The sequence below is a fragment of the Pseudomonas sp. R43(2017) genome (genome assembly GCF_002112345.1).
Lineage (GTDB): Bacteria > Pseudomonadota > Gammaproteobacteria > Pseudomonadales > Pseudomonadaceae > Aquipseudomonas > Aquipseudomonas kribbensis.
Map to the genome: position 1 here is coordinate 543,030 of NZ_NEHJ01000004.1, position 24,166 is coordinate 567,195.

Consider the following 24,166-nt stretch of genomic DNA (forward strand, 5'->3'; position numbering starts at 1 on the left):
CCTGCGCAACACTGCACGCAAAGTGCCGATGCCGCGTTCGCTGCTTGGGCGGATGTTGCTGCTGACGTTGCTCGCGGTGTTGTTCGCCCAGACGCTGTCCAGCGTGATCTGGGTGTCCCAGTTGCGCGCGACCCAGCTCGAAGGCCTGGTCACCAGCGCCCGCAGCCTCGCCCATTCGATGACCGCCAGCGTCAGTTATTTCCGCTCGTTGCCGGTGGCTTATCGGCCGTTGGTGCTCGATCAGTTGCGCAGCATGGGCGGCACCCGTTTTGTGGTGACGCTGAATGACAAACCGCTGGGCATGGAGGTGTTGCCGGTTACACCGCGCAAGGCAGCGGTGCTTCAAGCCGTGGATGAAGTGCTGCGTCAGTCCCTGGGCCAGGACACCGACATTCTGGTGACCTTCGTCAGCCCCGATGATCTGCGGATCTTCAACGCCGGGTTGAAACTCGACGAGTTGCCACGCTCCTGGGCGCATTACGCGCTGACCCTGGAACCGGTGAATCCGCCGGTGCTGGTGACCCAGATCCAGTTGGCGCCGGGGGAATGGCTGTACATCGCCTCGCTGTTGCCCGAGCCCTACACCAGTCTCGAAGAGCAGGGCCTGCCGACCCAGCAGGTGTGGTTCATCGTCTTCACCAGCGGATTTCTGCTGCTGTTCATCGGACTGCTGGTGCACTGGCAGAGCCGGCCGCTCAAGCGTCTGGCGCGGGCGGCGCGGGACTTGTCGCTGGGCGCCGACGTCGAGCCGGTGGCCGAGGGCGGCGGCAGCGAAGTGGTGGAAGTGGGCCGCGCCTTCAACACCATGCGCGAGCGCATCAGCCGTTACCTCACCGAGCGCAGTCAGTTGTTCAGCGCGATTTCCCATGACCTGCGCACGCCGATCACCCGTCTGCGTCTGCGGGTCGAACTGCTGGAAGACGAACAGCTGCAAACCAAGTTCGGCCGTGACCTGGATGAGCTGGAGCTGCTGGTCAAAGGTGCGCTGCAATGCGTCAAAGACACCGACATCCACGAAAACATCGAGCCGGTGGATCTGAACCATGTGCTCGACTGTCTGGTGGAGCCGTATCTGGCGCCCAACGGCAATGGCCGCGTGACCCAGCAGGGACGGGCGCTGGCGGCGTATCCGGGCAAACCCTTGGCGCTCAAGCGCTGCATCGGCAACCTGATCGACAATGCGCTGAAGTACGGGCAGAACGCTCATTTGCATATCGATGACGACGAGAGTGCGTTCGTGCTGCATGTCGACGATGAAGGGCCAGGCGTGCCGGAGCAGCGGCTGGAGCAGGTGTTCGAGCCGCACTTCCGGCTGGCGGGGCAGCAGCAGGGGTATGGGCTCGGGTTGGGGATTGCCCGCAACATTGCCCATAGCCATGGCGGTGAAGTGACGTTGCAGAATCTGCGTGAAGGCGGATTACGTGTGACCCTGCAATTGCCGCGTTCGGCGGATTGATCTGAATGTCACCGACTGGTGACAAAACCTGCCCCCTTCGTTACAAGCCAACCCCGGCCCGTTGTTTAGACTGCCCGCAGTCATAACAACAAAAAAGGCCTTCCATGGATCACTTCAATCCGGGCTTCAGCAGTTGGCTGAATGCCCCTGCCCACCAGCAATGGCTCGCCGACGAAGGCCTGCGCCTGCTGGCATTTGCCAAGGCTTCACGGTTGCCCGAAGGCTTCGGCAATCTTGATGAGCGCGGCCAGCTCCAGGCCGGCGCGCAAGCCGAAACCATGAACACCGCACGCATGACTCACAGCTTCGCCATGGCCCACATTCAGGGGCTGCCGGGATTTGCCGAGCTGGTCGATCACGGCATCGCGGCCCTGCGCGGCCCGTTGCGCGATGCGCTGCACGGCGGCTGGTTTGCCGTCGCTGAACACCGTGATGGCAACACCGGCAAGAACGCTTATCTGCATGCGTTCGTCGCCCTCGCGGCGAGTTCGGCAGTGGTCGCGCAACGTCCCGGCGCGCAGGCGTTGCTGGACGACGCCATCGACATCATCGACACGTATTTCTGGAGCGAAGAAGAGGGCGCCCTACGCGAATTCTTCAACCGTGACTGGAGTGAAGAAGAAGCCTATCGCGGCGCCAACAGCAACATGCACGCCACCGAAGCGTTCCTTGCGCTGGCCGATGTCACCGAAGACCCGCGCTGGCTAGTGCGTGCGCAACGCATCGTCGAGCGGGTGATTCACGGTCACGCCGCTGCCAACGATTATCTGGTGATCGAGCATTTCGACCGAAACTGGCAGCCGCTGCGCGAATACAACCAAGACAATCCTGCCGACGGTTTCCGTCCGTACGGCACCACGCCGGGCCACGGTTTCGAGTGGGCGCGGCTGTTGCTGCACCTCGAAGCGGCGCGGGTCCAGGCCGGCATGCTCACGCCGGGCTGGCTGGCCACCGATGCGCAAAAGCTGTTCGAGAACAACTGCCGGCATGGCTGGGACGTCGATAGCGCCCCGGGCATCGTCTACACCCTCGACTGGGACAACAAGGCCGTGGTGCGCCATCGCCTGCACTGGACCCACGCCGAAGCCAGCGCTGCCGCGAGTGCCTTGCTCAAACGCACCGGCGATGCGCAGTACGAATCCTGGTACCGGCTATTCTGGGAATTCTGCGAAGCGAATTTCATCGACCGCTGCGACGGCAGCTGGCATCACGAACTCGATCCGCAGAACCGTCCAAGTGCCGATATCTGGGCGGGTAAACCGGATCTGTATCACGCCTGGCAGGCGGTGCTGATCCCGCGTCTGCCGCTGGCGCCGAGCATGGCGACTGCGCTGGCACAGTTGTCCCGGCCTGTTCCTGTGTAACCATGCGGTGACATTTGCGCGTCCCTTCGTTACCTGCGAGGGGAAACGTCCTGTTTAAACTCGTGTGCAGCGCAAGCACCAGACTTGCATGCATAACAACAAGAAAGGTACATCTCAGATGAATGCGATTTCTCGCCTCGCTACTGTCATTTCTGTCGCCTCCCTGTTCCCGCTCGCTGTGCTGCCCCTGAGTGTTTCCGCTGCCGAATCCAAAGGTTCGGTGGAAGTCGTGCATTGGTGGACGTCCGGTGGCGAAAAAGCTGCCGTCGATGTGCTCAAGGCACAAGTGGAAAAAGACGGTTTCACCTGGAAAGACGGCGCTGTCGCCGGTGGTGGCGGTGCGACCGCCATGACCGTGCTGAAAAGCCGTGCGGTCGCCGGCAACCCGCCGGGCGTGGCCCAGATCAAAGGCCCGGACATCCAGGAATGGGCGTCCACCGGTCTGCTCGACACTGACGTGCTGAAGGACGTTTCCAAGTCCGAGAAGTGGGACAGCCTGCTCGACAAGAAAGTCTCCGATACCGTGAAGTACGACGGTGATTACGTGGCCGTGCCGGTGAACATTCACCGGGTGAACTGGCTGTGGATCAACCCGGAAGTCTTCAAGAAAGCCGGTATCGCCAAAGCCCCGACCACCCTCGAAGAATTCTACGCCGCCGGCGACAAGCTGAAGGCTGCGGGCTTCATCCCGCTGGCCCACGGCGGTCAGCCTTGGCAGGACAGCACCGTGTTCGAAGCGGTCGTGCTGTCGGTGATGGGCGTTGATGGTTACAAGAAAGCCCTGGTCGACCTGGACAACGCTGCCCTGACCGGCCCGGAAATGGTCAAGGCGCTGACCGAGCTGAAGAAAGTCGCGACCTACATGGACGTCGACGGCAAAGGCCAGGACTGGAACCTGGAAGCGGCCAAGGTCATCAACGGCAAGGCCGGCATGCAGATCATGGGTGACTGGGCCAAGTCCGAATGGACCGCCGCCAAGAAAGTCGCCGGCAAGGATTACGAGTGCGTAGCCTTCCCGGGCACCGACAAGGCGTTCACCTACAACATCGACTCGCTGGCCGTGTTCAAGCAGAAGGACGCGGGTACCGCGGCCGGTCAGCAGGACATCGCCAAAGTCGTGCTGGGTGAAAACTTCCAGAAAGTCTTCAGCATCAACAAGGGCTCGATCCCGGTGCGCAACGACATGCTCGCCGACATGGGCAAGTACGGTTTCGACTCCTGTGCCCAGACCGCTGCCAAGGACTTCCTGGCAGACGCCAAGACCGGCGGCCTGCAGCCGAGCATGGCGCACAACATGGCGACCACGCTGGCCGTACAGGGCGCGTTCTTCGATGTCGTGACCAACTTCATCAACGACCCGAAAGCCGACCCGGCCGACGCTGCGAAGAAACTCGGCACCGCCGTCAAGGCTGCCAAGTAACACCGGCGTAGAGCAGCTGCCAGCTTCAAGTCGCGCATCGGCTTGAGGCTGGGAGCTTGCAGCGGTCCTTCATCTTTTTTACTGGATCTTCCCATGAGTTCTGTTGCTGTGTTCAGCAAGGCCTCGCCGTTCGACGCATTGCAGCGCTGGCTACCGAAACTGGTGCTGGCGCCGAGCATGTTCATCGTTCTGGTGGGCTTCTATGGCTATATCCTCTGGACGTTTGTCCTGTCGTTCACCACATCGACCTTCCTGCCGAACTACAAGTGGGCAGGCCTGGCGCAATACGCGCGGCTGTTCGACAACGACCGCTGGTGGGTGGCGAGCAAGAACCTGGCCGTGTTCGGCGGCATGTTCATCGCTATCACTCTGGTGATCGGCGTGACCCTGGCGATTTTCCTCGACCAGAAAATCCGTCGCGAAGGCTTTATCCGCACCATTTACCTGTACCCGATGGCGCTCTCGATGATCGTCACCGGTACCGCGTGGAAATGGCTGCTCAACCCGGGCATGGGCCTGGACAAATTGCTGCGGGACTGGGGCTGGGAAGGCTTCCGTCTCGACTGGCTGATCGACCCGGATCGCGTGGTGTATTGCCTAGTGATCGCGGCTGTCTGGCAGGCTTCGGGCTTCATCATGGCGATGTTTCTCGCCGGTCTGCGTGGCGTTGATCAATCGATCATCCGCGCCGCCCAGATCGACGGCGCGAGCATGCCGCGCATCTACTGGAAAGTGGTGCTGCCAAGCCTGCGTCCGGTGTTCTTCAGTGCGGTGATGATCCTGGCGCACATCGCGATCAAGAGCTTCGACCTGGTGGCGGCCATGACGGCTGGCGGCCCGGGTTATTCCTCCGATTTGCCGGCGATGTTCATGTACTCGTTCACGTTCAGCCGTGGGCAGATGGGCATGGGCTCGGCCAGTGCGATTCTTATGCTCGGTGCGATCCTCGCGATCATCGTGCCTTACCTGTACTCCGAGCTGAGGACCAAGCGTCATGACTAGTCTCGCCTCCAAACCGGCCATCAGCCTGAGCCGCATCGCGATCTACGCGGTGCTGATTCTCGCGGTCCTGCTGTATCTGGTGCCGCTGGTGGTAATGCTGTTGACCAGCTTCAAGACCCCGGAAGACATCTCCACCGGCAACCTGCTGAGCTGGCCGACCGTGGTCAGTGGCATCGGCTGGGTGAAAGCCTGGGCCACCGTTGACGGCTACTTCTGGAACTCGATCAAGATCACCGTTCCGGCCGTGATCATCTCCACCGCCATCGGTGCGCTGAACGGCTATGTGCTGTCGTTCTGGCGCTTCAAGGGTTCGCAGCTGTTCTTCGGCCTGTTGCTGTTCGGCTGCTTCCTGCCGTTCCAGACCGTGCTGCTGCCGGCGTCGTTCACCCTCGGCAAGATGGGCCTGGCGAGCACCACCACCGGCCTCGTGTTCGTACACGTGGTCTACGGCCTGGCGTTCACCACGCTGTTTTTCCGTAACTACTACGTGAGCATTCCGGATGCGCTGATCAAGGCTGCACGCCTGGATGGTGCAGGGTTCTTCACGATCTTCCGGCGGATCATCCTGCCGATGTCCACCCCGATCATCATGGTCTGCCTGATCTGGCAGTTCACCCAGATCTGGAACGACTTCCTGTTCGGCGTGGTGTTCTCCAGCGGTGATTCGCAACCGATCACGGTGGCGCTGAACAACCTGGTCAACACCAGCACCGGGGCCAAGGAATACAACGTGGACATGGCGGCGGCGATGATCGCCGGGCTGCCGACCCTGCTGGTCTATGTGGTCGCAGGCAAGTATTTCGTGCGCGGGCTGACGGCCGGCGCAGTCAAGGGGTAATCATGGCTACGCTCGAACTTCGCAATGTAAACAAGACCTACGGTGCCGGCCTGCCGGACACCCTGAAGAACATCGAACTGTCGATCAAGGACGGTGAGTTCCTGATCCTTGTCGGGCCATCGGGCTGCGGCAAGTCGACCCTGATGAACTGCATCGCTGGCCTGGAAACCATCACCGGCGGCGCGATCATGATCGGTGACCAGGACGTCAGCGGCATGAGCCCGAAAGACCGCGACATCGCCATGGTGTTCCAGTCCTACGCGCTGTACCCGACCATGAGCGTGCGCGAGAACATCGAGTTCGGTCTGAAGATCCGCAAGATGAGCCAGTCGGCCATCGACGAGGAAGTCGCTCGCGTGGCCAAGCTGCTGCAGATCGAGCACCTGCTCAATCGCAAGCCGGGCCAGCTCTCCGGTGGTCAGCAACAGCGCGTCGCCATGGGCCGTGCGCTGGCGCGTCGGCCGAAGATCTATCTGTTCGACGAACCGCTGTCCAACCTCGACGCCAAGCTGCGCGTCGAGATGCGCACCGAAATGAAACTGATGCACCAGCGCCTGAAAACCACCACGGTCTACGTGACCCACGACCAGATCGAAGCGATGACCCTGGGCGACAAAGTGGCGGTGATGAAGGACGGCATCATCCAGCAGTTCGGTACGCCGAAAGAGATCTACAACGACCCGGCCAACCTGTTCGTGGCGAGCTTCATCGGTTCGCCGCCGATGAACTTCATCCCGCTGCGCCTGCAACGCAAGGACGGTCGTCTGGTGGCGCTGCTCGACAGCGGCCAGGCCCGTTGCGAGCTGCCGATGGCGATGCAGGACGCCGGTCTTGAAGATCGCGAAGTGATCCTCGGCCTGCGCCCGGAGCAGATCGCGCTGGCGAACGGCGAGGGCAACGGCCTGCCGAGCATCAAGGCTGAAGTGCAGGTCACCGAGCCGACCGGTCCGGACACCCTGGTGTTCGTCAACCTCAACGACACCAAGGTCTGCTGCCGTCTGGCCCCGGACGTGGCGCCGCAGGTGGGCGAGACCCTGACCCTGCAATTCGATCCGTCGAAAGTGCTGCTGTTCGACGCCAAGAGCGGCGAGCGCCTGGGTGTGGCGGGGCTGCCGAAGACCGAAGCGCACAGCGCCAATGTCGCTCAGTTCAAGGGTCGGTAAGAAATCAATGCGGGAGTGGGCACACCCATTTCCGCAGGGGATGTAAACCGCGTTGGAAAAAAACAGTTAATAACAATAAAGACGAGGATGTAGGGATGAAAAAGAAACACGTCAATGCCCGGTTGATCTGCCAAGTGTCAGCCGCGGCCGCATTGGTCATGGCCGGCAATGCCATGGCCGCCGATGCATTCAGCTCCGATTCCAAGTGGATGACGGGCGACTGGGGTGGCGAGCGGACCAAGCTGATCGAGCAAGGCATCGACATCAAGGCTGACTACGTCGGGGAAATGGGCGCCAACCTGCATGGCGGCTACAACGACGACAAGACCGGCCGCTACAGCGACCAGTTCGGTCTGGGCGTGGCGCTGGACCTGCAAAAACTCTGGGGCTGGGACAACACGCAGGCCAAGATCCAGCTGACCAACCGTAACGGTCAGAACATTTCCAACGACCGCGTTGGCGACCCGCGTGCCGGCACCCTGTCTTCCTCGCAGGAAGTCTACGGTCGTGGCCACATGGTGCGTCTGACCCAACTGTGGATTCAGCACCAGTTCTTCGACAACAAGCTCGACGTCAAGGCCGGTTACTTCGGTGAAGGCGAAGACTTCAACACCTTCCCGTGCGAATTCCAGAACCTGGCGTTCTGCGGCTCGCAGGTCGGTAACTGGGCGACCAACATCTGGTACAACTGGCCCGTCAGCCAGGCCGCGATTCGCGTGAAGTACAACATCAACGACGAGCTCTACGCGCAGATCGGCGCGTACAACCAGAACCCGTCGCAGCTGGAACACGGCAACGGCTTCAAGCTCAGCGGCAGCGGCACCGCCGGTACCGTACTGCCGGTCGAGCTGGTCTGGTCGCCGAAGGTCAACAGCCTGCCGGGCGAATACCGCGTCGGTTACTACAAGAGCACGGCTGATGCCGCCGATGTCCGTGAAGACATCAACGGCAACGACGCAGCAACCACCGGCAACGCCTACCGCACCCACAGCAGCAAGCACGGCTACTGGTTCGTTGCGCAACAGCAACTCACCAGCCACAACGGCGACGCCTCCCGTGGTCTGAACATCGCGGCCAACGCCACGTTCCATGACAAGGACACCAACTTCATCGACAACTACCAGTCGGTGATGTTTGTCTACAAAGGCCCGTTCGACGCCCGTCCGAAGGATGACGTCGGTATCGGTGCGGCGCGTATCCACGTCAACGACGACGTGAAGAAAAACGCCGAACTGCTGAACGCCTCCAACGGTGTTTCGGACTACGACAATCCGGTGTTCTCGCCGATTCGCGAGACCGAATACAACTACGAGATCAACTACGGCTTCCACGTTACCAACTGGCTGACTGTGCGTCCTAACCTGCAATACATCACTCACCCGGGTGGCGTGGATCAAGTGGACAACGCTTTGGTCGCTGGCCTGAAAATTCAGTCTACGTTCTGACGCGTCTGCGATAAGCTCCTCTCTATGTGCGCATATTTGCGGACAGCCCAGGCTGTCCGCTTTTTTTTGGAAAGGGGTGTCGCAGCCCATGAAAGTTGAATCTGGAACCGTGGCCCATGCATGAGCATCCGCTGCAACGCTTCTTCAAATCCCTGCGCGAACGACCGGTGTTCGCCTGGGAGCGCTATCAGATGCGCGATGTGCTGGTGATCGACCATCCGCTGTGTCAGGCGGTGTTCAGTCGTCAGGGTGCGCAATTGCTGCACTTTCAGCCGCGCGGGCAAAAACCGTGGTTGTGGTGCGCGGCGAAGTGGCCGCATGTCGGCGCGATCCGTGGTGGCGTGCCGGTTTGCTGGCCGTGGTATGGCCGCCATCCGAGCGAAAACGCATGGCCGTCCCATGGCTGGGCGCGATTGCTGGACTGGAAACTGCTCGACAGCAGCACCGCCGATGACGGCGTGCGCCTGCATTGGCAATTGCAGCTGTGCGACTGGCAGGTGGACTTGCACGCGCACCTGGGCGAACGCATGGAATTACGCCTGAGCACCGAGCATCAGGACGACATGCCGTGCCAGTTGAGCCAGGCTTTGCACGCTTACTGGCGTATTGGCGATGTGAGTGAGATAGCGCTGTCTGGGCTCGAAGGAGCGCAGGGTTACGACCAGTTGAACCGTGAAGTCTGTCAGCAGGAAGGCGAGTTGCGGGTCGACGGCGGCTGTCAGCGCGTGTTCCAGCACGACGGCGAATTACAGCTCAAGGATCACGCCTGGCAGCGCGAGCTGTGCATCGATACCGGCGAGAGTGCGGACACGGTGGTCTGGCATCCGGGTGCGCGGCCGTTGCTGGGCGTGACCTGGGATGAGATCTCGGAATTTGTCTGTGTTGAAGCGGCGGCGGGGGGCACCGACAGCCTGCATCTGGCGCCGGGGGAGAAGGCGCATTTGAGTTTGCAGGCTTGGGCTGCTGCTTAGTCATTACTCCCACGCGCAAGCGTGGGAGTAATCAGCGCGAACTAGTTGAACTCGTCACCCACCGGATACCGGCTCGCATTCAAACTCTCTTTGATCTTGCGCAGATGCGGCTGGAAATCCACCCCACGACGCAAGGTCATCCCCGTCGCCAGCACATCCAGTACCGTCAACTGAATGATCCTCGAAGTCATCGGCATATAGATGTCGGTGTCTTCCGGCAGCGGAATGTTCAGGCTCAGGGTACTGGCCTTGGCCAGTGGCGAGTTCTCGGCGGTCAGGCCCAGTACCGAAGCGCCGTTCTCCCGGGCGATGCGCGCCACTTCCACCAGCTCGCGGGTGCGGCCGGTGTAGGAAATGATCACGAACAGCTCGCCGGTGTGCGCCACTGAAGCAATCATGCGTTGCATCAGCACGTCGGCGTGGGCGGTCACCGCCAGGTTGAAGCGGAAGAACTTGTGCTGCGCATCCAGCGCCACCGGGGCCGAGGCGCCGAGGCCGAAGAAGTGGATCTGCCGGGCCTGGATCAACAGGTCGACGGCGCGGCTGATCAGGTTCGGGTCCAGCGCCTGGCAGGCGCTGTCCAGCGAGGCGATGGCGCTGCCGAAAATTTTCTGGGTGTAGGCTTCGGGATTATCGTCCGCCTCCACCGCGCGGCTGACGTAAGCTGCGCCGCTGGCCAGGCTCTGGGCCAGTTGCAGCTTGAGTTCGGGGTAGCCGCTGACGCCGAACGAACGGCAGAAACGGTTGACCGTCGGTTCACTGACCGAGGCGGCCTGGGCGAGGGCGGCGATGCTGAAGCGGGTGGCCTGCTGCGGGTTGAGCAGGATCACTTCGGCGACTTTGCGTTCGGCCTTGTTCAGCTCTTCAAGGCGACTCTGGATCTGTTCCAGTAAATTTCGCACGCGGTCCATAAGAATTCCTAGATTCACCGGCGCCGATAAGCGCGCGGCTATGCAAATTGGGCCTTTGATGTGGCCCGTGACGGTGGCCTATCCTACTGATGGCTCCGACCGACCACCACTCGGAATCTGTATTTTGCGAAAATGTTGTGGTTATTACTACATTTTCCCTTGAGTGATGCCTTGAAAAAAGGTATTTGTAGCTTAACTTGATAAAAGAACAAACATCATGCCTTCGATTACGGTAGAACCGTGCACCTTCGCCTTGTTCGGCGCCCTGGGCGATCTGGCCCTGCGCAAGCTGTTTCCTGCCCTTTATCACCTGGATGGCGCCGGCCTGCTGCACGAGGACACGCGTATTATCGCGCTGGCCCGTGAAGAAGGCACCGAGCAGCAGCACATGGCATTCATTGCCGCCGAACTGCGCCGCTACGTGGGCAAGGAACTGGACGAGGCAGTGGCCGAGCGCTTTCTGGCGCGCCTGACCTACCTGCACGTCGACTTCCTCAAGGCTGAAGATTACGCGGCGCTGGCCGAGCTGGCCGGCACCAAACAACGCATGATTGCCTACTTCGCCACCCCGGCGGCGGTGTACGGCGCGATCTGCGAGAACCTGGCGAAGGTCGGTCTGGCGGAAAACACCCGTGTGGTGCTGGAAAAACCGATCGGCTCGGACCTCGAATCCTCGCGCAAGGTCAACGACGCCGTGGCGCAGTTTTTCCCGGAGAACCGCACCTACCGCATCGACCACTACCTGGGCAAAGAGACGGTGCAAAACCTGATCGCCCTGCGTTTTGCCAACAGCCTGTTCGAAACCCAGTGGAACCAGCATTACATCTCCCACGTGGAAATCACCGTGGCCGAGAAGGTCGGCATCGAAGGCCGCTGGGGCTATTTCGACAAGGCCGGCCAGCTGCGCGACATGATCCAGAACCACCTGCTGCAACTGCTTTGCCTGATCGCCATGGACCCGCCGGCCGACCTGTCCGCCGACAGCATCCGTGACGAAAAAGTGAAAGTGCTCAAGGCCCTGGCGCCGATCAGCCCGGAAGGCTTGACCACTCAGGTAGTGCGCGGTCAGTACATTGCCGGCCACAGCGAAGGAAAATCCGTACCGGGTTACCTCGAAGAACCGAATTCCAACACCCAGAGCGACACCGAAACCTTCGTCGCCCTGCGTGCCGACATCCGCAACTGGCGCTGGGCGGGCGTGCCGTTCTACCTGCGTACCGGCAAGCGCATGCCGCAGAAGCTGTCGCAGATCGTCATCCACTTCAAGGAACCGTCGCACTACATCTTCGCCCCGGAGCAGCGCCTGCAGATCAGCAACAAACTGATCATCCGGCTGCAACCGGACGAAGGCATTTCCCTGCGTGTGATGACCAAGGATCAAGGCCTGGACAAGGGCATGCAGCTGCGCAGCGGCCCGTTGCAACTGAATTTCTCCGACACCTGGCGCAGCGCGCGGATCCCCGACGCCTACGAGCGGTTGTTGCTGGAAGTGATGAACGGCAATCAGAACCTGTTTGTCCGTAAAGATGAAATCGAAGCCGCGTGGAAGTGGTGTGACCAGCTGATCGCCGGGTGGAAAAAATCCGGTGACGCGCCCAAGCCGTATGCGGCCGGGTCGTGGGGGCCGATGAGCTCCATTGCATTGATCACGCGGGACGGGAGGTCGTGGTATGGCGATATCTGATGTGAAACTGCCGTCGGGCGTGAATGCCCACGAATTCAAGAGCCCGGTGCTGCTCGCCGAAGGCCTGGCGTTGAATGTCGCCAAGCAGTTGAGCGAAGCACTGGCGGCGCGCGGCAACGCGGTGCTGGTGGTGTCCGGCGGTCGCAGCCCGGTGGCATTTTTCCAGCACCTGGCCAAGCAGGAGCTGGACTGGTCGAAGGTCGTCGTGACCCTGGCCGACGAGCGCTGGGTGCCGGTCGAGCACGCCGACAGCAACGCTGGTTTGCTCAAGCAGTATCTGCTCAAGGGCCCGGCGGCCAAGGCGCAGTTTCTCAGCCTTTACAGCGCGGCGGCCAACGTCGAGCAGGCGGCGGAGCAGGCCGACCGGTTGCTCGCCGAGTTGCCGCCGATCGACGTGCTGGTGCTGGGCATGGGCGATGACGGCCATACCGCGTCGCTGTTCCCGGACAGCCCGAACCTGGCTGAAGCCCTGCAAGCCGATGGCACCCGTCGTTGCTGGCCGATGCTGGCGCCGAGCGTGCCGCGTCAACGCCTGACCATGAGCCGGGCGCTGCTGGCTTCGGCGAAACACAAGATTCTGTCGATTTCCGGTCAGTCGAAACTGACCACCCTGAATGCCGCACTGGCATCCAACGACGTCGCCGCCATGCCGGTTCGCGCGTTTCTGCAACCTACGTTAGAGATTTACTGGTGCCCATGAGCCAAGGAACAGCCGCTATGACAACCCCATCCCCGACCGTTTCCATGGCGGACAAAGTTGCCCTGATCGACAGCCTCTGCGCCAAGGCGCGGATCCTGCCGGTGATCACCATCGCCCGTGAACAGGACGTGCTGCCGCTGGCCGACGCCCTGGCCGCCGGTGGTCTGACCGCGCTGGAAGTGACCCTGCGTTCGCAGTTTGGCTTGAAAGCAATCCAGATCCTGCGCGAACAGCGCCCGGAGCTGGTGACCGGTGCCGGCACCGTACTCGACCGCAACATGTTGGCCGCAGCCGAGGCGGCCGGTTCGCAATTTATCGTCACCCCGGGCATCACCCGTGACCTGCTGGAAGCCAGCGTCGAAAGCCCGATCCCGCTGCTGCCGGGCATCAGCAACGCCTCCGGCATCATGGAAGGTTATGGTCTGGGTTATCGCCGCTTCAAGCTGTTCCCGGCTGAAGTTAGCGGCGGCGTCGCGGCGATCAAGGCCCTCGGCGGCCCGTTCGGCGAAGTGAAATTCTGCCCGACCGGCGGCGTGGGTCCTGCCAACATCAAGAGCTACATGGCGTTGAAAAACGTCATGTGCGTGGGCGGTAGCTGGATGCTCGATCCGGAGTGGATCAAGAACGGCGACTGGGCCCGCATTCAGGAATGCACCGCCGAGGCTTTGGCGCTGCTGGACTGATCGCTTCACCCGACACTTCGTTGTGTGTTCTACGGCTTTAACGGTGCGCTTGGTCGGTGCACCGTTTTTTTTTGCCTGAAAAAGCCTTCGTTATCTCGCGATACGTTATCTGGAGATACATAGTTACCGCACCTGGCTTGGCGTGTGGCGTTAACCTGCGTTCATCTTATGGAAGAGAGAACGCCTCATGGACAACCAGCCTTCAGCTCCACCGGTTTATCAACTGGCTCCCGAGCAAGTCGCCGGGCCATATTTTCGCAATCCCAAACTGTTGCGCCGCAACATCAGCGAAGGCGCCGAGGGCTTGCCTTTGCTGCTGCGCCTGACCATCGTCGACGCCATGACCGCCGAACCGGTCAGCGGCGCACTGGTGGATATCTGGCACTGCAACGCACGTGGTGCTTATTCCGGGTGGAGCCGGGTTAACCCGGATCAGGAAGTCGACGTTGAAGACATCGGTTCAATTCCGCGAACCGACGACGACACCTACCTGCGCGGTGGTCAGTTCAGCGATCACATGGGCAGGGTGCGTTTCACCACGATCTATCCGGGGTTTTATGCCGGACGTGCCCTGCACATTCACGTGGCGGTGCGCATCGTTGCCGGCAACGAATACCTCGATGAGCGCAATGTGGCCTGGGTCGGACAGTTGTATTTTCCCGAGGTGGTTTCTCGCGGGGTGCTCAACGCCAAGGCTTATCGGGGGCGCAGCTCGGAGCCGGTGTGCAATGCCAACGATGTCTATTACGCCAACATGGGCGGGGAAGCCTCGACCCTGACCGTGTGGCCGATCGGCCGCGACTCCCACGAGGACGGTTACTTCGGTCACCTCACGATCGGCATCGACACCTTTGCGGTGTCGTCGCAGATCAAGCCCGAGGACTTCGACAAGTACACGGTTTAACGCAGTTCATTCAGCGCCAGAATCAGCGACTGAATCTCCGCCGCCGTCGTGGTCAACGACGGCGTGATGCGGATGCACGGCCCGCAGGCTGCGCCGTTGCGCACCACGGTGAACAGGTTGTAGTCGTTGAGCAGGCGTTCGACCATCGCCTGCTGGTCGGCATGCCGGGTAAAGCGCATCGAGGTGATGCCGCAATACAGACGCGGATCGTCCGGGGTGGTGACCTCGATGCCCGGCAGGTTGCGCACGGCGCTGACCCACAGGTTGCGCAGGTAATTGACCCGTGCGCCCTTGGCCGCTGCACCACCGAGTGCACGGTGTTCCTCGAACACCAGCGGCAGGGTCATCAGCGCCGGAATGTTCGGCGTGCTGTAGGGCGTGCGTGAGCGAATGTCGTTGAGCGGGAAATGCATCTCGCCCATGTCCGGATCGATGTCGGCCAGACGCTGCGGAGCGATATACAGAAAGCCCAGGGTCAGCGGCGAGCCGATCCATTTGTGCAGGTTGTACCCGGCGAAGGCGATGCCCAGCGCTTCCAGATCGAACTCCATCTGGCCGAGGGCGTGGGCGCCGTCGAGGATGATATCGACGCCATGTTCCTTGGCCAGCGAGGCGATCGCCTGCACCGGCATCACCAGTCCGGTGCGGTGGGTGACGTGGGTCAGCGCCATCAGCTTGAGCTTTGGATGGCGAATGAAAGTTTCGCGGTAAGTCGCCAGCAGGCTGTCGAAGCTGGCCGGGTGCGTGTGCTCGATCTCGATCACCTCGACCCCGCGATGGCGGGCCAGCCAGCGTATCGCGCCCTTGACCGTGTCGTATTCCAGATCGCAGATGAGCACCTGATCGCCAGGCTCCAGCCGGTTGTAGTTGCGGATCAGCGACTGCAGGCCGGCGGTGGCGTTCTGGGTGAAAGCGACGCTTTGCGCACGCACGCCGATCAGCTCGGCCAGTTGCGCGCGGATGTCGAGGCTGTCGTGCTGTTCGAAGCGTTGGCGCACATAGATCGAGTTGCTGTTGTTGATCTGTTCGATATGGCGCTGATAGTCCTCGACCACGGTGCGCGACATGCGTCCGAAGTAGCCGTTTTCCAGGTTCACGGGGCCGGGATGGCGGTCGTAACGGTTGGCGAAGGTTTGCCAGAAGGCTTCGTCTCGGGCGCGGCGGGTGTTATCGGGCATGGTCGACTCGGATCAGGATGCGCCTCAGTGGCGCGGGGCGGGTTTGCCATGTTTGGCGCGCAGCGGTTCCAGCAGCTCCGACAGGCCGTTGTGATCGATTTCCTGCATCAGCGCCAGCAGGCCGCCGAGTTCGCCGTGGGGGAAACCTTCCCGGGCGAACCAGTTCAGGTACGGGCCGGGGAGGTCGGCGATGATCCGTCCCTTGTACTTGCCGAAGGGCATTTCGCGGGTGATCAGCAGTTCGAGTTTTTCGGGGTTCATCGTTGAAATCGTCTGGCTTTGAAAACACTTTGGAAAATACAGGCATTCTGCATGCAGGCCAAATGACAGATCATGCAAATAACAGGCATACAGATTTCTGCTTTGTTTGTAACTCATTGAAAATTAACGACTAAATAATTTTTAAGAAGCTGGCACGACCACTGCAACACTCCTTGCATCTTTCACCCACGCAAGGAATTGAAAAATGACTGACATGAATAAAGAAGCCATCTCCGTCCTCAACGACCTGATCGAAACCAGCAAGGACGGTCAGGAAGGGTTCAAGACCTGCGCTGAAGACATCAAGCACCCTGAACTGAAAACCCTGTTCGTGAAACGCTCCGCCGACTGCGCTACGGCTGCTGCCGAATTGCAGGCGACCGTGCGCTCGATGGGTGGCGATCCGGAAACCTCCACCAGCGTCAGCGGTGACCTGCATCGTCGCTGGGTCGACGTCAAAGCCATGTTCACCGGCAAGGACGAAGAGGCAGTGCTCAACGAAGCCGAGCGCGGTGAAGACCACGCCTTGAAGGCTTATCGTGAAGCGATCGAGAAGATCAACAAGCACAACCTGGTCGGCATTCGTGATCTGGTCGAGCGCCAGTACCACGGCGTGCAACGCAATCATGATCAGGTGAAAGCGCTGCGTAACCAGGCGCGTGCCCGCTCGTAAGCATCCCTGAAAACTGTGGGAGCGAGCTTGCTCGCGATGATGGACTGACATTCAACGCTGATGTTGACTGGTCTGGCCCTATCGCGAGCAAGCTCGCTCCCACTTTGTTTTTTTGCAGAAGAAATCAGCCGATGCTGATCGCCGGCAAGGTCGGCAGAGTAACGGTCTGTTGTTTACGCGGAGCCAGGATCTCGGCTTCACCATCCACCACCAATTCATCGCGCTGGTTGAATACGCGAGTGGCGATACGTACGCGGAATTTCGGCAGTTTCTCGAGGATTTCCAGGCGCACGGTCAGGGTGTCGCCGATCTTCACCGGCTTCTGGAAACTCATCTGCTGACCGATATAAATGGTGCCCGGCCCAGGCAGCTCGCACGCCACTGCCGCGCTGATCAGCGCGCCGCTGAACATGCCGTGGGCGATGCGTTCCTTGAACATGCTGGCGGCGGCGAACTCGGCGTCCAGGTGTACCGGGTTGTGATCGCCGGACATCGCGGCGAACAGCTGAATGTCGCGCTCTTCGACAGTCTTGCTGTAGCTGGCGGTCTGGCCGACTTCGAGGGCTTCGTAAGGGATGTTGGTAACCTGGGTCATCGGTATCGGTTCCTGTGACGGATTAAATGAATCCACAAAAAATTATTCGCTGCGGTGCGGACGGGGATGGCTCAGCGCCTGGTCGATCCAGGCCAGCACATCGGCGGTCACTTCGTCGCGGTTGGTCTCGTTGAACAATTCGTGCCGGGCCTGCGGGTAGATCTTCAGTTGCAGGTTCTGGCTGCCGGCCGAGCGCAAGGCATTGGCCAGATCAGTCAGACGCTTGCCTTCACTCACCGGATCACATTCGCCGCCAATCACCAGCAGCGGCAGGCCCGGGTCGATCTGGGCGAGATTGGACGCTTTGCTGATTTGCTGCAAGCCGCCGAGCAGGTCGATCCATAGCTGGTTGGTGCAGCGAAAGCCGCACAGCGGATCGCTGGCGTACTTGTCGACTTCGGCCGGATCGCGACTCAGCCAGTCAAACGCGGTGCGTGCCGGTTTGAATTTGTTGTTGAACGAGCCGAACGACAACCATTCGATCAGCGCACTGCGTCCCTTGGCGCCCTGGCGCAGTTTTTCGAACCGGGCGATCTGCCGGGCCGCGCGATACAGCGCAACCGGCTGGAAATTCGAGCCGCTGAGAATCGCGCCGTGCAGGCTGGCGCTGTGATGCAGTAAATAAGCCTGCGCAATGTAGCTGCCCATGCTGTGCCCGAGCAGCACGATCGGCACGCCCGGATGACGCTGGCCCAGGAGCTGGTTGAGGCTCGCGAGATCACCGACCACCTTGCACCAGCCATCGTCGTCGGCGAAGTGCCCGAGCGTCCCATGATCGGCGGTTTTGCCATGGCCGCGTTGATCGGGCGCATACACACCGTAGCCTTCGGCGCAGAACGATTCGGCCAGTCGTGCGTACCGGGCGCTGTGCTCGGCCATGCCGTGGGCCAGCAGAATCACCGCCTTCAGTGGCGCGTTCGGCAGCCACTGGTTGACGAAGAGGCGGCTGCGGTCACTCGCGTCCAGCCAGAAAGTGTCGTGGATCATGGCGATTCCTTTTGCGGCATGCTTTTGTTGCAGGGGATTGCAGAGATTGCATTGTATAGCGCGTCCGATCAGCTCACGCCACGGCAGGAAGATTCACACGATCAATGAGGACGCTGCCCATATTTGCCTGAATGACCATAGCTGCTAGTGTCCGTGAAGCCCCGCTTTTTGCTTTCGGCTTTTTCAAGGACAAGAGAAAAATGACAGCGAAGCGGCCCCGGATCGGCTCAGGTAAAGAGGACAAGAACAATGCAACCTGATTTCTGGAATGACAAACGCCCGGCGGGCGTACCCCTGGACATCGACGTGGGTGAATTCAAGTCGGTGATCGAGGTGTTCGAGCGTTCCTGCAAGAAATTCGCTGACCGCCCGGCGTTCAGCAACATGGGCGTGACCCTGACCTACGCCGAACTCGAGCGCCAGAGCGCCGCGTTCGCCGGTTACCTGCAAGCCCACACTGATCTGGCGCCGGGGGATCGCATCGCGGTGCAGATGCCCAACGTCCTGCATTATCCGATTGCCGTGTTCGGTGCCTTGCGCGCCGGGCTGATCGTGGTCAACACCAACCCGCTATACACCGCGCGGGAGATGCGTCACCAGTTCAAGGACTCCGGTGCCCGGGCGCTGGTGTACCTGAACATGTTCGGCCAGAAAGTCCAGGAAGTGCTGCCTGACACCGACATCCAGTACCTGATCGAAGCGAAGATGGGCGACCTGATGCCCACCGCCAAGGGCTGGCTGGTCAACACCGTGGTCAGCAAAGTGAAAAAAATGGTCCCGGCGTATTCGCTGCCCCAGGCGATTTCCTTCAAGAGCGCCTTGCGCATGGGCCGGGGCCTGGGCATCAAGCCGTTGAAGGTCGGCCTGGATGACATCGCCGTGCTGCAATACACCGGCGGCACCACCGGCCTGGCCAAGGGCGCGATGCTCACCCACGGCAATCTGGTGGCCAACATGCAGCAGGTTCGCGCCTGTCTTGGTCAGTTCGGCAGCGACGGTCAGCCGTTGTTGCGCGAAGGCCAGGAAGTGATGATCGCGCCGCTGCCGCTGTACCACATCTATGCCTTCACCGCGAATTGCATGTGCATGATGGTGTCCGGCAATCACAACGTGCTGATTACCAATCCGCGGGACATCGGTGGCTTCATCAAGGAGCTGAAGAACTGGAAATTCTCGGCACTGCTGGGGCTCAACACCCTGTTCGTCGCGCTGATGGATCATCCGGACTTCAAGACCCTGGATTTCTCCACGCTCAAACTCACCAACTCCGGCGGCACGGCGCTGGTCAAGGCCACCGCCGAGCGCTGGGAGCAACTTACCGGTTGCCGCATCACCGAAGGCTACGGCCTGACCGAAACCTCGCCGGTGGCCTGCACCAACCCGTACGGCGAGTTGTCGCGGATCGGCACGGTCGGCCTGCCGGTGCCGGGCACCCGATTGAAAGTCATCAACGACGACGGCGTCGAGCAGCCTTTGGGCGAGCGCGGCGAACTGTGCATCAAGGGCCCGCAGATCATGAAGGGCTACTGGCAGAAACCCGAGGCCACCGCCGAAGTGCTGGATGCCGAGGGCTGGTTCAAGTCCGGCGACATTGCGGTGATCGACCCGGACGGCTTTGTGCGCATCGTCGACCGCAAGAAAGACATGATCATCGTCTCCGGTTTCAACGTGTACCCGAACGAAATCGAAGACGTGGTGATGGCCCATCCGAAAGTCGCCAACTGTGCGGTGATCGGTGTGCCGGATGAGCGTTCCGGGGAAGCGGTGAAGCTGTTTGTGGTGGCGCGGGAAACCGGGGTTAGCCTGGAAGAGCTGAAGGCCTACTGCAAAGAGAATTTCACCGCGTACAAGGTGCCGAAACACATCGTGCTGCGAGAGTCGCTGCCGATGACGCCTGTCGGGAAGATCCTGCGGCGGGAGCTGCGCGATATCGCATAGGTCAGCTTGAAGTAAAAAGATCGCAGCCTGCGGTAACGCTTCCAGGAAACACGTTTTCGGTTCCGGAGCTGCCGCAGGCTGCGATCTTTTGCTTTGAAGGCCCGGTAAACCGGGACTTTCAGGGTGTTATAGGATTTTTGCTCTAAAATGACTGCCAATAGTTCTTGAGTCATTAAAGTGACCATGCGGGCCACTTTTGGCTCTGGTCGACCCTTGGCAAAGCTGCTACTCTCGGCGCGCTTTGTGACTTCTCGGCCTGATAAAAAGCCAGATTCACCAATACAAAACAAACACCAATAATAATCGCATCAAATGCGGTGCTGAATTCGCGTTGCTGAGGAGTGGGCTTCCATGATCGAAGACTTTTGGAAGGATAAGTACCCCGCTGGAATTGCTGCCGACATCAATCCAGACGAGTACCCGAATATTCAGGCAGTGTTGAAGCAATCCTGCCAACGCTTCGCCGACAAACCGGCGTTCAGCAACCTGGGCAAGACCATCACCTACGGTGAACTGTACGAATTGTCCGGTGCGTTTGCCGCTTATCTGCAACAGCATACCGATTTGCAGCCCGGTGATCGAATCGCCGTGCAACTGCCCAACGTGTTGCAGTACCCGGTCGCCGTCTTCGGTGCCATCCGTGCCGGGCTGATCGTGGTCAATACCAACCCGCTGTACACCGCGCGGGAAATGGAACACCAGTTCAATGACTCCGGTGCCAAGGCGCTGGTGTGCCTGGCGAACATGGCGCACCTGGCCGAAGCCGTGGTGCCTAAAACCGGTGTCAAACACGTCATCGTCACCGAAGTCGCCGACCTGTTGCCGCCGCTCAAGCGTCTGCTGATCAACAGCGTCATCAAGTACGTGAAGAAAATGGTTCCGGCCTATCACCTGCCAAAAGCCGTCAAGTTCAACGACGTGCTGAGCAAGGGCCAGGGCCAGCCGGTCGCCGAAGCCAACCCGAACAGCGGCGACGTCGCTGTGCTGCAATACACCGGCGGCACCACCGGCGTGGCCAAGGGCGCGATGCTCACCCATCGCAACCTCGTCGCCAACATGCTGCAGTGCAAGGCGCTGATGGGCTCCAACCTCAATGAAGGTTGCGAGATCCTGATCACTCCGCTGCCGCTGTACCACATCTATGCGTTCACCTTTCATTGCATGGCGATGATGCTGATCGGCAACCACAACATCCTGATCAGCAACCCGCGCGACCTGCCGGCGATGGTCAAGGAACTGTCGAAGTGGAAGTTCAGCGGTTTCGTCGGTCTCAACACGCTGTTCGTGGCCCTGTGCAACAACGAAGGTTTCCGCAAGCTGGATTTCTCGGCGCTGAAAGTCACCCTGTCCGGCGGCATGGCCCTGCAACTGGCGGCAGCCGAGCGCTGGAAAGCAGTCACCGGTTGCCCGATCTGCGAAGGCTACGGCATGACCGAAACCAGCCCGGTGGCCACGGTCAACCCGATCCAGAACATCCAGATCGGCACCATCGGCATTCCGGTGCCGTCGACCCTGTGCAAAGTCGTCGACGACGCCGGTGTCGAGCAGCCACTGGGCGAAATCGGCGAGCTGTGCGTCAAGGGCCCGCAAGTGATGAAAGGCTACTGGCAGCGTCAGGAAGCCACCGACGAGATGCTCGACAGCGAAGGCTGGCTGAAGACCGGCGACATCGCGGTGATCCAGCCGGACGGTTACATGCGCATTGTCGATCGCAAAAAAGACATGATCCTGGTCTCCGGTTTCAACGTGTACCCGAACGAGCTGGAAGACGTGCTGGCGACCCTGCCAGGCGTGTTGCAGTGCGCAGCCATCGGCATTCCGGACGAGAAGTCGGGCGAGGCGATCAAGATCTTCATCGTCGCCAAGCCAGGCGTCACGCTGACCAAGGAAACGGTGATGGAGCACATGCGCGCCAACGTCACCGGCTACAAGGTGCCGCGTTCGGTGGAATTCCGCGATGCATTGCCGACCACCAACGTCGGCAAGATCCTGCGCCGCGAACTGCGTGACGAAGAGCTGAAGAAGATCAAGGCGAAGAGCGCCGCGTAAAACAAAAAGCCCCGCAGATGCGGGGCTTTTTGTTGAAGCAGGAATCGCTTACTGGCGGAACGGCGCAAAGTTCACATTGGTCCCCGCCGGGCGCATGTCCTGCAGGTACGAGTCCTTGTCGGCGCTCAGTTCCAGGCTCAGGGCTGCCTTGCGCTTGCCTTCGTTGCGGATCACCAGGCCTTCGAGTTTCTCGCGCAGAAACACGGTCGGCACTTTCAGGTGCAGCAGTTCGTCGGTGGCCGGGGTGTGCATCAACAGGTGAATCCACTCGTACTGACCGATGGCCAGACGCGACACCGGCAAGTCGAACCACCAGATGTTGCGGTTGCGGTTCAGTTCGGCGAAGTGGCAGTTGTTGGTGCCGAGCACGGCACCGCCCAGTTCCTGGTTGCGACGGGCGATGGCCTGCTTTTTATCGAGTTTCATAACATTCCTGCGGGGTCGGTTCTGTGGCGCCTGGCGCCCTTATGGTGGGCATTCTCGGGGCTACGCTCGCAAACATAAAGCGCAACCTGCACGCCGCGACGAAATGAAGCCCTGAAAATAAATGAAACTTGGCGCAAACCGGGCCAGTCAATCATTACGTACTGACTTTTCCCCGTTAATGCACCAAGGAGAAACACCATGAGTAGCACAGGCGATAAAGTAAAAGGCATGGCCAACGAAGCAGTCGGCAACGTCAAGCAAGGCGTCGGTAAAGCCACCGACAACACCAAGCTGCAAGCCGAAGGCAAACTGCAAGAGAAGAAAGGCGAGGCCCAGCAAGCGGTGGGCAAAGCCAAGGACGCGATCAAGAAAGGCGTCGACAAGGCTTGATCCAGCCTTGAACGAAACACCGAAGCGGCCATCCAAGGATGGCCGTTTTTGTGTGTCGTTCACATGCAGTCACGGATCACAGTGTTTCAGAGTCGCCAAGTAGGCTACTTTGATGAGAGAAAACGGCCCCTGAGTCGCCACGACTTCAACCTGTTTTGCGGCGAAAGGAGACGCGAATGATTTTCCCCGACATGAAAGGCCTGCCCCTGCACCGGGTCATCGTGCGTACCGTCACCGAGTTCATGGAAGACGAGATGTCGACCTATGCCTCGGCACTGGCCTACCAGATGCTGTTCTCGTTGTTCCCGTTCATTCTGTTCCTGATTGCCCTGATCGGTTTCCTGCACCTGCCGGACTTCTTTTCCTGGCTGCGCCTGCAATCGGAGCTGGTGCTGCCGCCCCAGGCGCTGGAGCAGGTCAACCCGGTGATCGACCAGTTGCAACAGTCCAAGGGCGGCCTGCTTTCCGTGGGTATCGTCATCGCCCTGTACACCGCGTCCGCCGGCGTGCGCCTGATGATGAGCGCGATGAACGCCGCTTACGACGTGGTCGAGGGCCGGCCGATCTGGAAGCGTTTCCCGCTGTCGATTTTCTACACCGTCGGCATCGCCGGCATGCTGCTGGCCGCTGCCGCACTCATGGTGCTGGGGCCGCAGGTGATGGGCTGGATCGCCGGTCAGTTCGGCCTGGAAGATTTCATCGTCACCGTGTGGACCATCGCTCGCTGGCCGGTAATCGTGATCCTGATGATGGTGGCCGTCGCGTTGATCTACTACGTGATGCCCGACGTCAAACAGGAATTCCGATTCATCACCCCGGGCTCGGTGCTGGCGGTGGTGGTGTGGATCGTCGCGTCCCTGGGGTTCGCGTTCTACGTCAAGACGTTCGCCAACTACAACGCCATGTATGGCAGCATCGGTGCGATCATCGTGCTGTTGCTGTATTTCTACATTTCCGCCGCCGTGCTGTTGCTGGGGGCGGAGATGAATGCGGTGATCGAACACATGTCCAGCGAGGGCAAGGATCCGGGCGAGAAAGTCCCCGGCGAACTCGATGAACATCCCAAACAACACGTTTCCGGCCTGGGGCGCGATCAGTCGCTCAAGCCGAACACAGACGAAGCCTGAC

General features: G+C 60.5%; 23 protein-coding genes. 17 read left to right on the forward strand and 6 right to left on the reverse strand.

All coding sequences use genetic code 11. The features are described 5' to 3' along the window. Positions 1–28 precede the first annotated feature (28 nt). The 8 genes from CAG02_RS14385 (at position 29) to CAG02_RS14420 (ending at position 9,659) form a co-directional block, all read left to right on the forward strand. Positions 29–1,456, forward strand: coding sequence for an ATP-binding protein (locus CAG02_RS14385; protein WP_162803532.1), 1,428 nt, complete (start codon positions 29–31; stop codon positions 1,454–1,456). A gap of 104 nt (positions 1,457–1,560) precedes the next feature. Beyond that, positions 1,561–2,820 (forward strand): AGE family epimerase/isomerase, encoded by a 1,260-nt coding sequence (locus CAG02_RS14390; protein ID WP_085709651.1) that lies wholly within the window; start codon positions 1,561–1,563, stop codon positions 2,818–2,820. Between the two features lie 118 nt (positions 2,821–2,938). Further along, the gene (locus CAG02_RS14395; RefSeq protein WP_085709652.1) at positions 2,939–4,240 is read left to right on the forward strand and encodes an ABC transporter substrate-binding protein; all 1,302 of its coding nucleotides are present in this window, start codon (positions 2,939–2,941) and stop codon (positions 4,238–4,240) included. Positions 4,241–4,333: 93 nt separating this feature from the next. Next, a complete protein-coding gene (locus tag CAG02_RS14400; RefSeq protein ID WP_085709653.1) occupies positions 4,334–5,242 on the forward strand; it encodes a carbohydrate ABC transporter permease in 909 nt (302 codons plus the stop codon). Further along, positions 5,235–6,080: a carbohydrate ABC transporter permease gene (locus CAG02_RS14405; RefSeq protein WP_085709654.1), complete on the forward strand. Its 846-nt coding sequence runs from the start codon at positions 5,235–5,237 to the stop codon at positions 6,078–6,080. Before CAG02_RS14400 ends, CAG02_RS14405 begins: the two co-directional genes overlap by 8 nt. A 2-nt stretch (positions 6,081–6,082) precedes the next feature. Beyond that, positions 6,083–7,243: an ABC transporter ATP-binding protein gene (locus tag CAG02_RS14410; protein WP_085709655.1), complete on the forward strand. Its 1,161-nt coding sequence runs from the start codon at positions 6,083–6,085 to the stop codon at positions 7,241–7,243. Between the two features lie 95 nt (positions 7,244–7,338). Continuing rightward, positions 7,339–8,688, forward strand: coding sequence for a carbohydrate porin (locus tag CAG02_RS14415; RefSeq protein WP_085709656.1), 1,350 nt, complete (start codon positions 7,339–7,341; stop codon positions 8,686–8,688). Between the two features lie 116 nt (positions 8,689–8,804). Next, positions 8,805–9,659, forward strand: coding sequence for a D-hexose-6-phosphate mutarotase (locus CAG02_RS14420; protein ID WP_085709657.1), 855 nt, complete (start codon positions 8,805–8,807; stop codon positions 9,657–9,659). Between the two features lie 41 nt (positions 9,660–9,700). On the opposite strand, the gene CAG02_RS14425 is transcribed toward CAG02_RS14420, so the two are convergent. Continuing rightward, on the reverse strand, positions 9,701–10,561 hold the full coding sequence (locus tag CAG02_RS14425; RefSeq protein WP_169842436.1) for a MurR/RpiR family transcriptional regulator: 861 nt from the start codon (positions 10,559–10,561) through the stop codon (positions 9,701–9,703). A gap of 226 nt (positions 10,562–10,787) precedes the next feature. Between CAG02_RS14425 and zwf the strand changes: the two genes are divergently transcribed. From zwf to CAG02_RS14445, 4 genes are all read left to right on the forward strand, one after another. Next, positions 10,788–12,254 carry a glucose-6-phosphate dehydrogenase gene (gene zwf, locus CAG02_RS14430; RefSeq protein WP_085709658.1) on the forward strand — a complete coding sequence of 489 codons (1,467 nt, stop codon included), beginning with the start codon at positions 10,788–10,790 and terminating at the stop codon, positions 12,252–12,254. Continuing rightward, a complete protein-coding gene (gene pgl / locus CAG02_RS14435) occupies positions 12,241–12,954 on the forward strand; it encodes a 6-phosphogluconolactonase (RefSeq protein WP_085709659.1) in 714 nt (237 codons plus the stop codon). The genes zwf and pgl overlap by 14 nt, the downstream gene beginning before the upstream one ends. 17 nt (positions 12,955–12,971) lie before the next feature. After that, positions 12,972–13,637 (forward strand): bifunctional 4-hydroxy-2-oxoglutarate aldolase/2-dehydro-3-deoxy-phosphogluconate aldolase, encoded by a 666-nt coding sequence (locus CAG02_RS14440; RefSeq protein ID WP_011335602.1) that lies wholly within the window; start codon positions 12,972–12,974, stop codon positions 13,635–13,637. A gap of 187 nt (positions 13,638–13,824) precedes the next feature. Beyond that, positions 13,825–14,541: an intradiol ring-cleavage dioxygenase gene (locus tag CAG02_RS14445; protein ID WP_085709660.1), complete on the forward strand. Its 717-nt coding sequence runs from the start codon at positions 13,825–13,827 to the stop codon at positions 14,539–14,541. On the opposite strand, the gene CAG02_RS14450 is transcribed toward CAG02_RS14445, so the two are convergent. Together CAG02_RS14450 and CAG02_RS14455 are read right to left on the reverse strand one after the other, a co-directional pair. Continuing rightward, positions 14,538–15,719: an aminotransferase class V-fold PLP-dependent enzyme gene (locus CAG02_RS14450; RefSeq protein WP_085709661.1), complete on the reverse strand. Its 1,182-nt coding sequence runs from the start codon at positions 15,717–15,719 to the stop codon at positions 14,538–14,540. The genes CAG02_RS14445 and CAG02_RS14450 overlap by 4 nt on opposite strands. Positions 15,720–15,743: 24 nt before the next feature. Beyond that, positions 15,744–15,980 (reverse strand): DUF3820 family protein, encoded by a 237-nt coding sequence (locus CAG02_RS14455; protein WP_003213031.1) that lies wholly within the window; start codon positions 15,978–15,980, stop codon positions 15,744–15,746. Positions 15,981–16,185: 205 nt separating this feature from the next. Between CAG02_RS14455 and CAG02_RS14460 the strand changes: the two genes are divergently transcribed. After that, positions 16,186–16,653, forward strand: a complete 468-nt coding sequence (locus CAG02_RS14460) for a PA2169 family four-helix-bundle protein (protein ID WP_085709662.1) — start codon at positions 16,186–16,188, stop codon at positions 16,651–16,653. A 124-nt stretch (positions 16,654–16,777) separates the two neighbouring features. On the opposite strand, the gene CAG02_RS14465 is transcribed toward CAG02_RS14460, so the two are convergent. Both CAG02_RS14465 and CAG02_RS14470 read right to left on the reverse strand, forming a co-directional pair. After that, entirely contained in the window at positions 16,778–17,248 is a 471-nt protein-coding gene (locus CAG02_RS14465) for a MaoC family dehydratase (RefSeq protein WP_003227420.1), read from the reverse strand. 42 nt (positions 17,249–17,290) lie between these two features. Next, complete coding sequence (locus CAG02_RS14470) at positions 17,291–18,235, reverse strand: alpha/beta hydrolase (protein WP_085709663.1); 945 nt, start codon at positions 18,233–18,235, stop codon at positions 17,291–17,293. Positions 18,236–18,484: 249 nt separating this feature from the next. Between CAG02_RS14470 and fadD2 the strand changes: the two genes are divergently transcribed. Both fadD2 and fadD1 read left to right on the forward strand, forming a co-directional pair. Next, positions 18,485–20,173, forward strand: coding sequence for a long-chain-fatty-acid--CoA ligase FadD2 (gene fadD2, locus CAG02_RS14475; RefSeq protein ID WP_085709664.1), 1,689 nt, complete (start codon positions 18,485–18,487; stop codon positions 20,171–20,173). 351 nt (positions 20,174–20,524) lie between these two features. Beyond that, the gene (gene fadD1, locus CAG02_RS14480) at positions 20,525–22,222 is read left to right on the forward strand and encodes a long-chain-fatty-acid--CoA ligase FadD1 (RefSeq protein WP_085709665.1); all 1,698 of its coding nucleotides are present in this window, start codon (positions 20,525–20,527) and stop codon (positions 22,220–22,222) included. 48 nt (positions 22,223–22,270) lie between these two features. Here fadD1 and CAG02_RS14485 read toward each other — a convergent pair whose 3' ends face one another. Continuing rightward, positions 22,271–22,648, reverse strand: a complete 378-nt coding sequence (locus CAG02_RS14485) for a hypothetical protein (RefSeq protein ID WP_007951149.1) — start codon at positions 22,646–22,648, stop codon at positions 22,271–22,273. A 198-nt stretch (positions 22,649–22,846) separates the two neighbouring features. On the opposite strand from CAG02_RS14485, the gene CAG02_RS14490 reads away from it, so the two are divergent. Next, positions 22,847–23,038 carry a CsbD family protein gene (locus CAG02_RS14490; RefSeq protein WP_027612573.1) on the forward strand — a complete coding sequence of 64 codons (192 nt, stop codon included), beginning with the start codon at positions 22,847–22,849 and terminating at the stop codon, positions 23,036–23,038. Positions 23,039–23,214: 176 nt separating this feature from the next. Then, positions 23,215–24,165: a YihY/virulence factor BrkB family protein gene (locus tag CAG02_RS14495; protein ID WP_085709666.1), complete on the forward strand. Its 951-nt coding sequence runs from the start codon at positions 23,215–23,217 to the stop codon at positions 24,163–24,165. The last annotated feature ends 1 nt before the right edge of the window (position 24,166 follow it).

What these genes read in the sequence shown, in the direction of transcription:
- CAG02_RS14455 (WP_003213031.1), bottom strand. Translation starts at nt 15,980, where the DNA reads ATGAACCCCGAAAAACTCGAACTGCTGATCACCCGCGAAATGCCCTTC.
- CAG02_RS14460 (WP_085709662.1), top strand. Translation starts at nt 16,186, where the DNA reads ATGACTGACATGAATAAAGAAGCCATCTCCGTCCTCAACGACCTGATC.
- CAG02_RS14450 (WP_085709661.1), bottom strand. Translation starts at nt 15,719, where the DNA reads ATGCCCGATAACACCCGCCGCGCCCGAGACGAAGCCTTCTGGCAAACC.
- CAG02_RS14465 (WP_003227420.1), bottom strand. Translation starts at nt 17,248, where the DNA reads ATGACCCAGGTTACCAACATCCCTTACGAAGCCCTCGAAGTCGGCCAG.
- CAG02_RS14445 (WP_085709660.1), top strand. Translation starts at nt 13,825, where the DNA reads ATGGACAACCAGCCTTCAGCTCCACCGGTTTATCAACTGGCTCCCGAG.
- CAG02_RS14495 (WP_085709666.1), top strand. Translation starts at nt 23,215, where the DNA reads ATGATTTTCCCCGACATGAAAGGCCTGCCCCTGCACCGGGTCATCGTG.
- CAG02_RS14490 (WP_027612573.1), top strand. Translation starts at nt 22,847, where the DNA reads ATGAGTAGCACAGGCGATAAAGTAAAAGGCATGGCCAACGAAGCAGTC.
- CAG02_RS14440 (WP_011335602.1), top strand. Translation starts at nt 12,972, where the DNA reads ATGACAACCCCATCCCCGACCGTTTCCATGGCGGACAAAGTTGCCCTG.
- CAG02_RS14415 (WP_085709656.1), top strand. Translation starts at nt 7,339, where the DNA reads ATGAAAAAGAAACACGTCAATGCCCGGTTGATCTGCCAAGTGTCAGCC.
- CAG02_RS14485 (WP_007951149.1), bottom strand. Translation starts at nt 22,648, where the DNA reads ATGAAACTCGATAAAAAGCAGGCCATCGCCCGTCGCAACCAGGAACTG.
- CAG02_RS14390 (WP_085709651.1), top strand. Translation starts at nt 1,561, where the DNA reads ATGGATCACTTCAATCCGGGCTTCAGCAGTTGGCTGAATGCCCCTGCC.
- fadD1 (WP_085709665.1), top strand. Translation starts at nt 20,525, where the DNA reads ATGATCGAAGACTTTTGGAAGGATAAGTACCCCGCTGGAATTGCTGCC.
- CAG02_RS14400 (WP_085709653.1), top strand. Translation starts at nt 4,334, where the DNA reads ATGAGTTCTGTTGCTGTGTTCAGCAAGGCCTCGCCGTTCGACGCATTG.
- zwf (WP_085709658.1), top strand. Translation starts at nt 10,788, where the DNA reads ATGCCTTCGATTACGGTAGAACCGTGCACCTTCGCCTTGTTCGGCGCC.
- CAG02_RS14385 (WP_162803532.1), top strand. Translation starts at nt 29, where the DNA reads ATGCCGCGTTCGCTGCTTGGGCGGATGTTGCTGCTGACGTTGCTCGCG.
- CAG02_RS14395 (WP_085709652.1), top strand. Translation starts at nt 2,939, where the DNA reads ATGAATGCGATTTCTCGCCTCGCTACTGTCATTTCTGTCGCCTCCCTG.
- CAG02_RS14405 (WP_085709654.1), top strand. Translation starts at nt 5,235, where the DNA reads ATGACTAGTCTCGCCTCCAAACCGGCCATCAGCCTGAGCCGCATCGCG.
- fadD2 (WP_085709664.1), top strand. Translation starts at nt 18,485, where the DNA reads ATGCAACCTGATTTCTGGAATGACAAACGCCCGGCGGGCGTACCCCTG.
- CAG02_RS14410 (WP_085709655.1), top strand. Translation starts at nt 6,083, where the DNA reads ATGGCTACGCTCGAACTTCGCAATGTAAACAAGACCTACGGTGCCGGC.
- CAG02_RS14420 (WP_085709657.1), top strand. Translation starts at nt 8,805, where the DNA reads ATGCATGAGCATCCGCTGCAACGCTTCTTCAAATCCCTGCGCGAACGA.
- CAG02_RS14470 (WP_085709663.1), bottom strand. Translation starts at nt 18,235, where the DNA reads ATGATCCACGACACTTTCTGGCTGGACGCGAGTGACCGCAGCCGCCTC.
- pgl (WP_085709659.1), top strand. Translation starts at nt 12,241, where the DNA reads ATGGCGATATCTGATGTGAAACTGCCGTCGGGCGTGAATGCCCACGAA.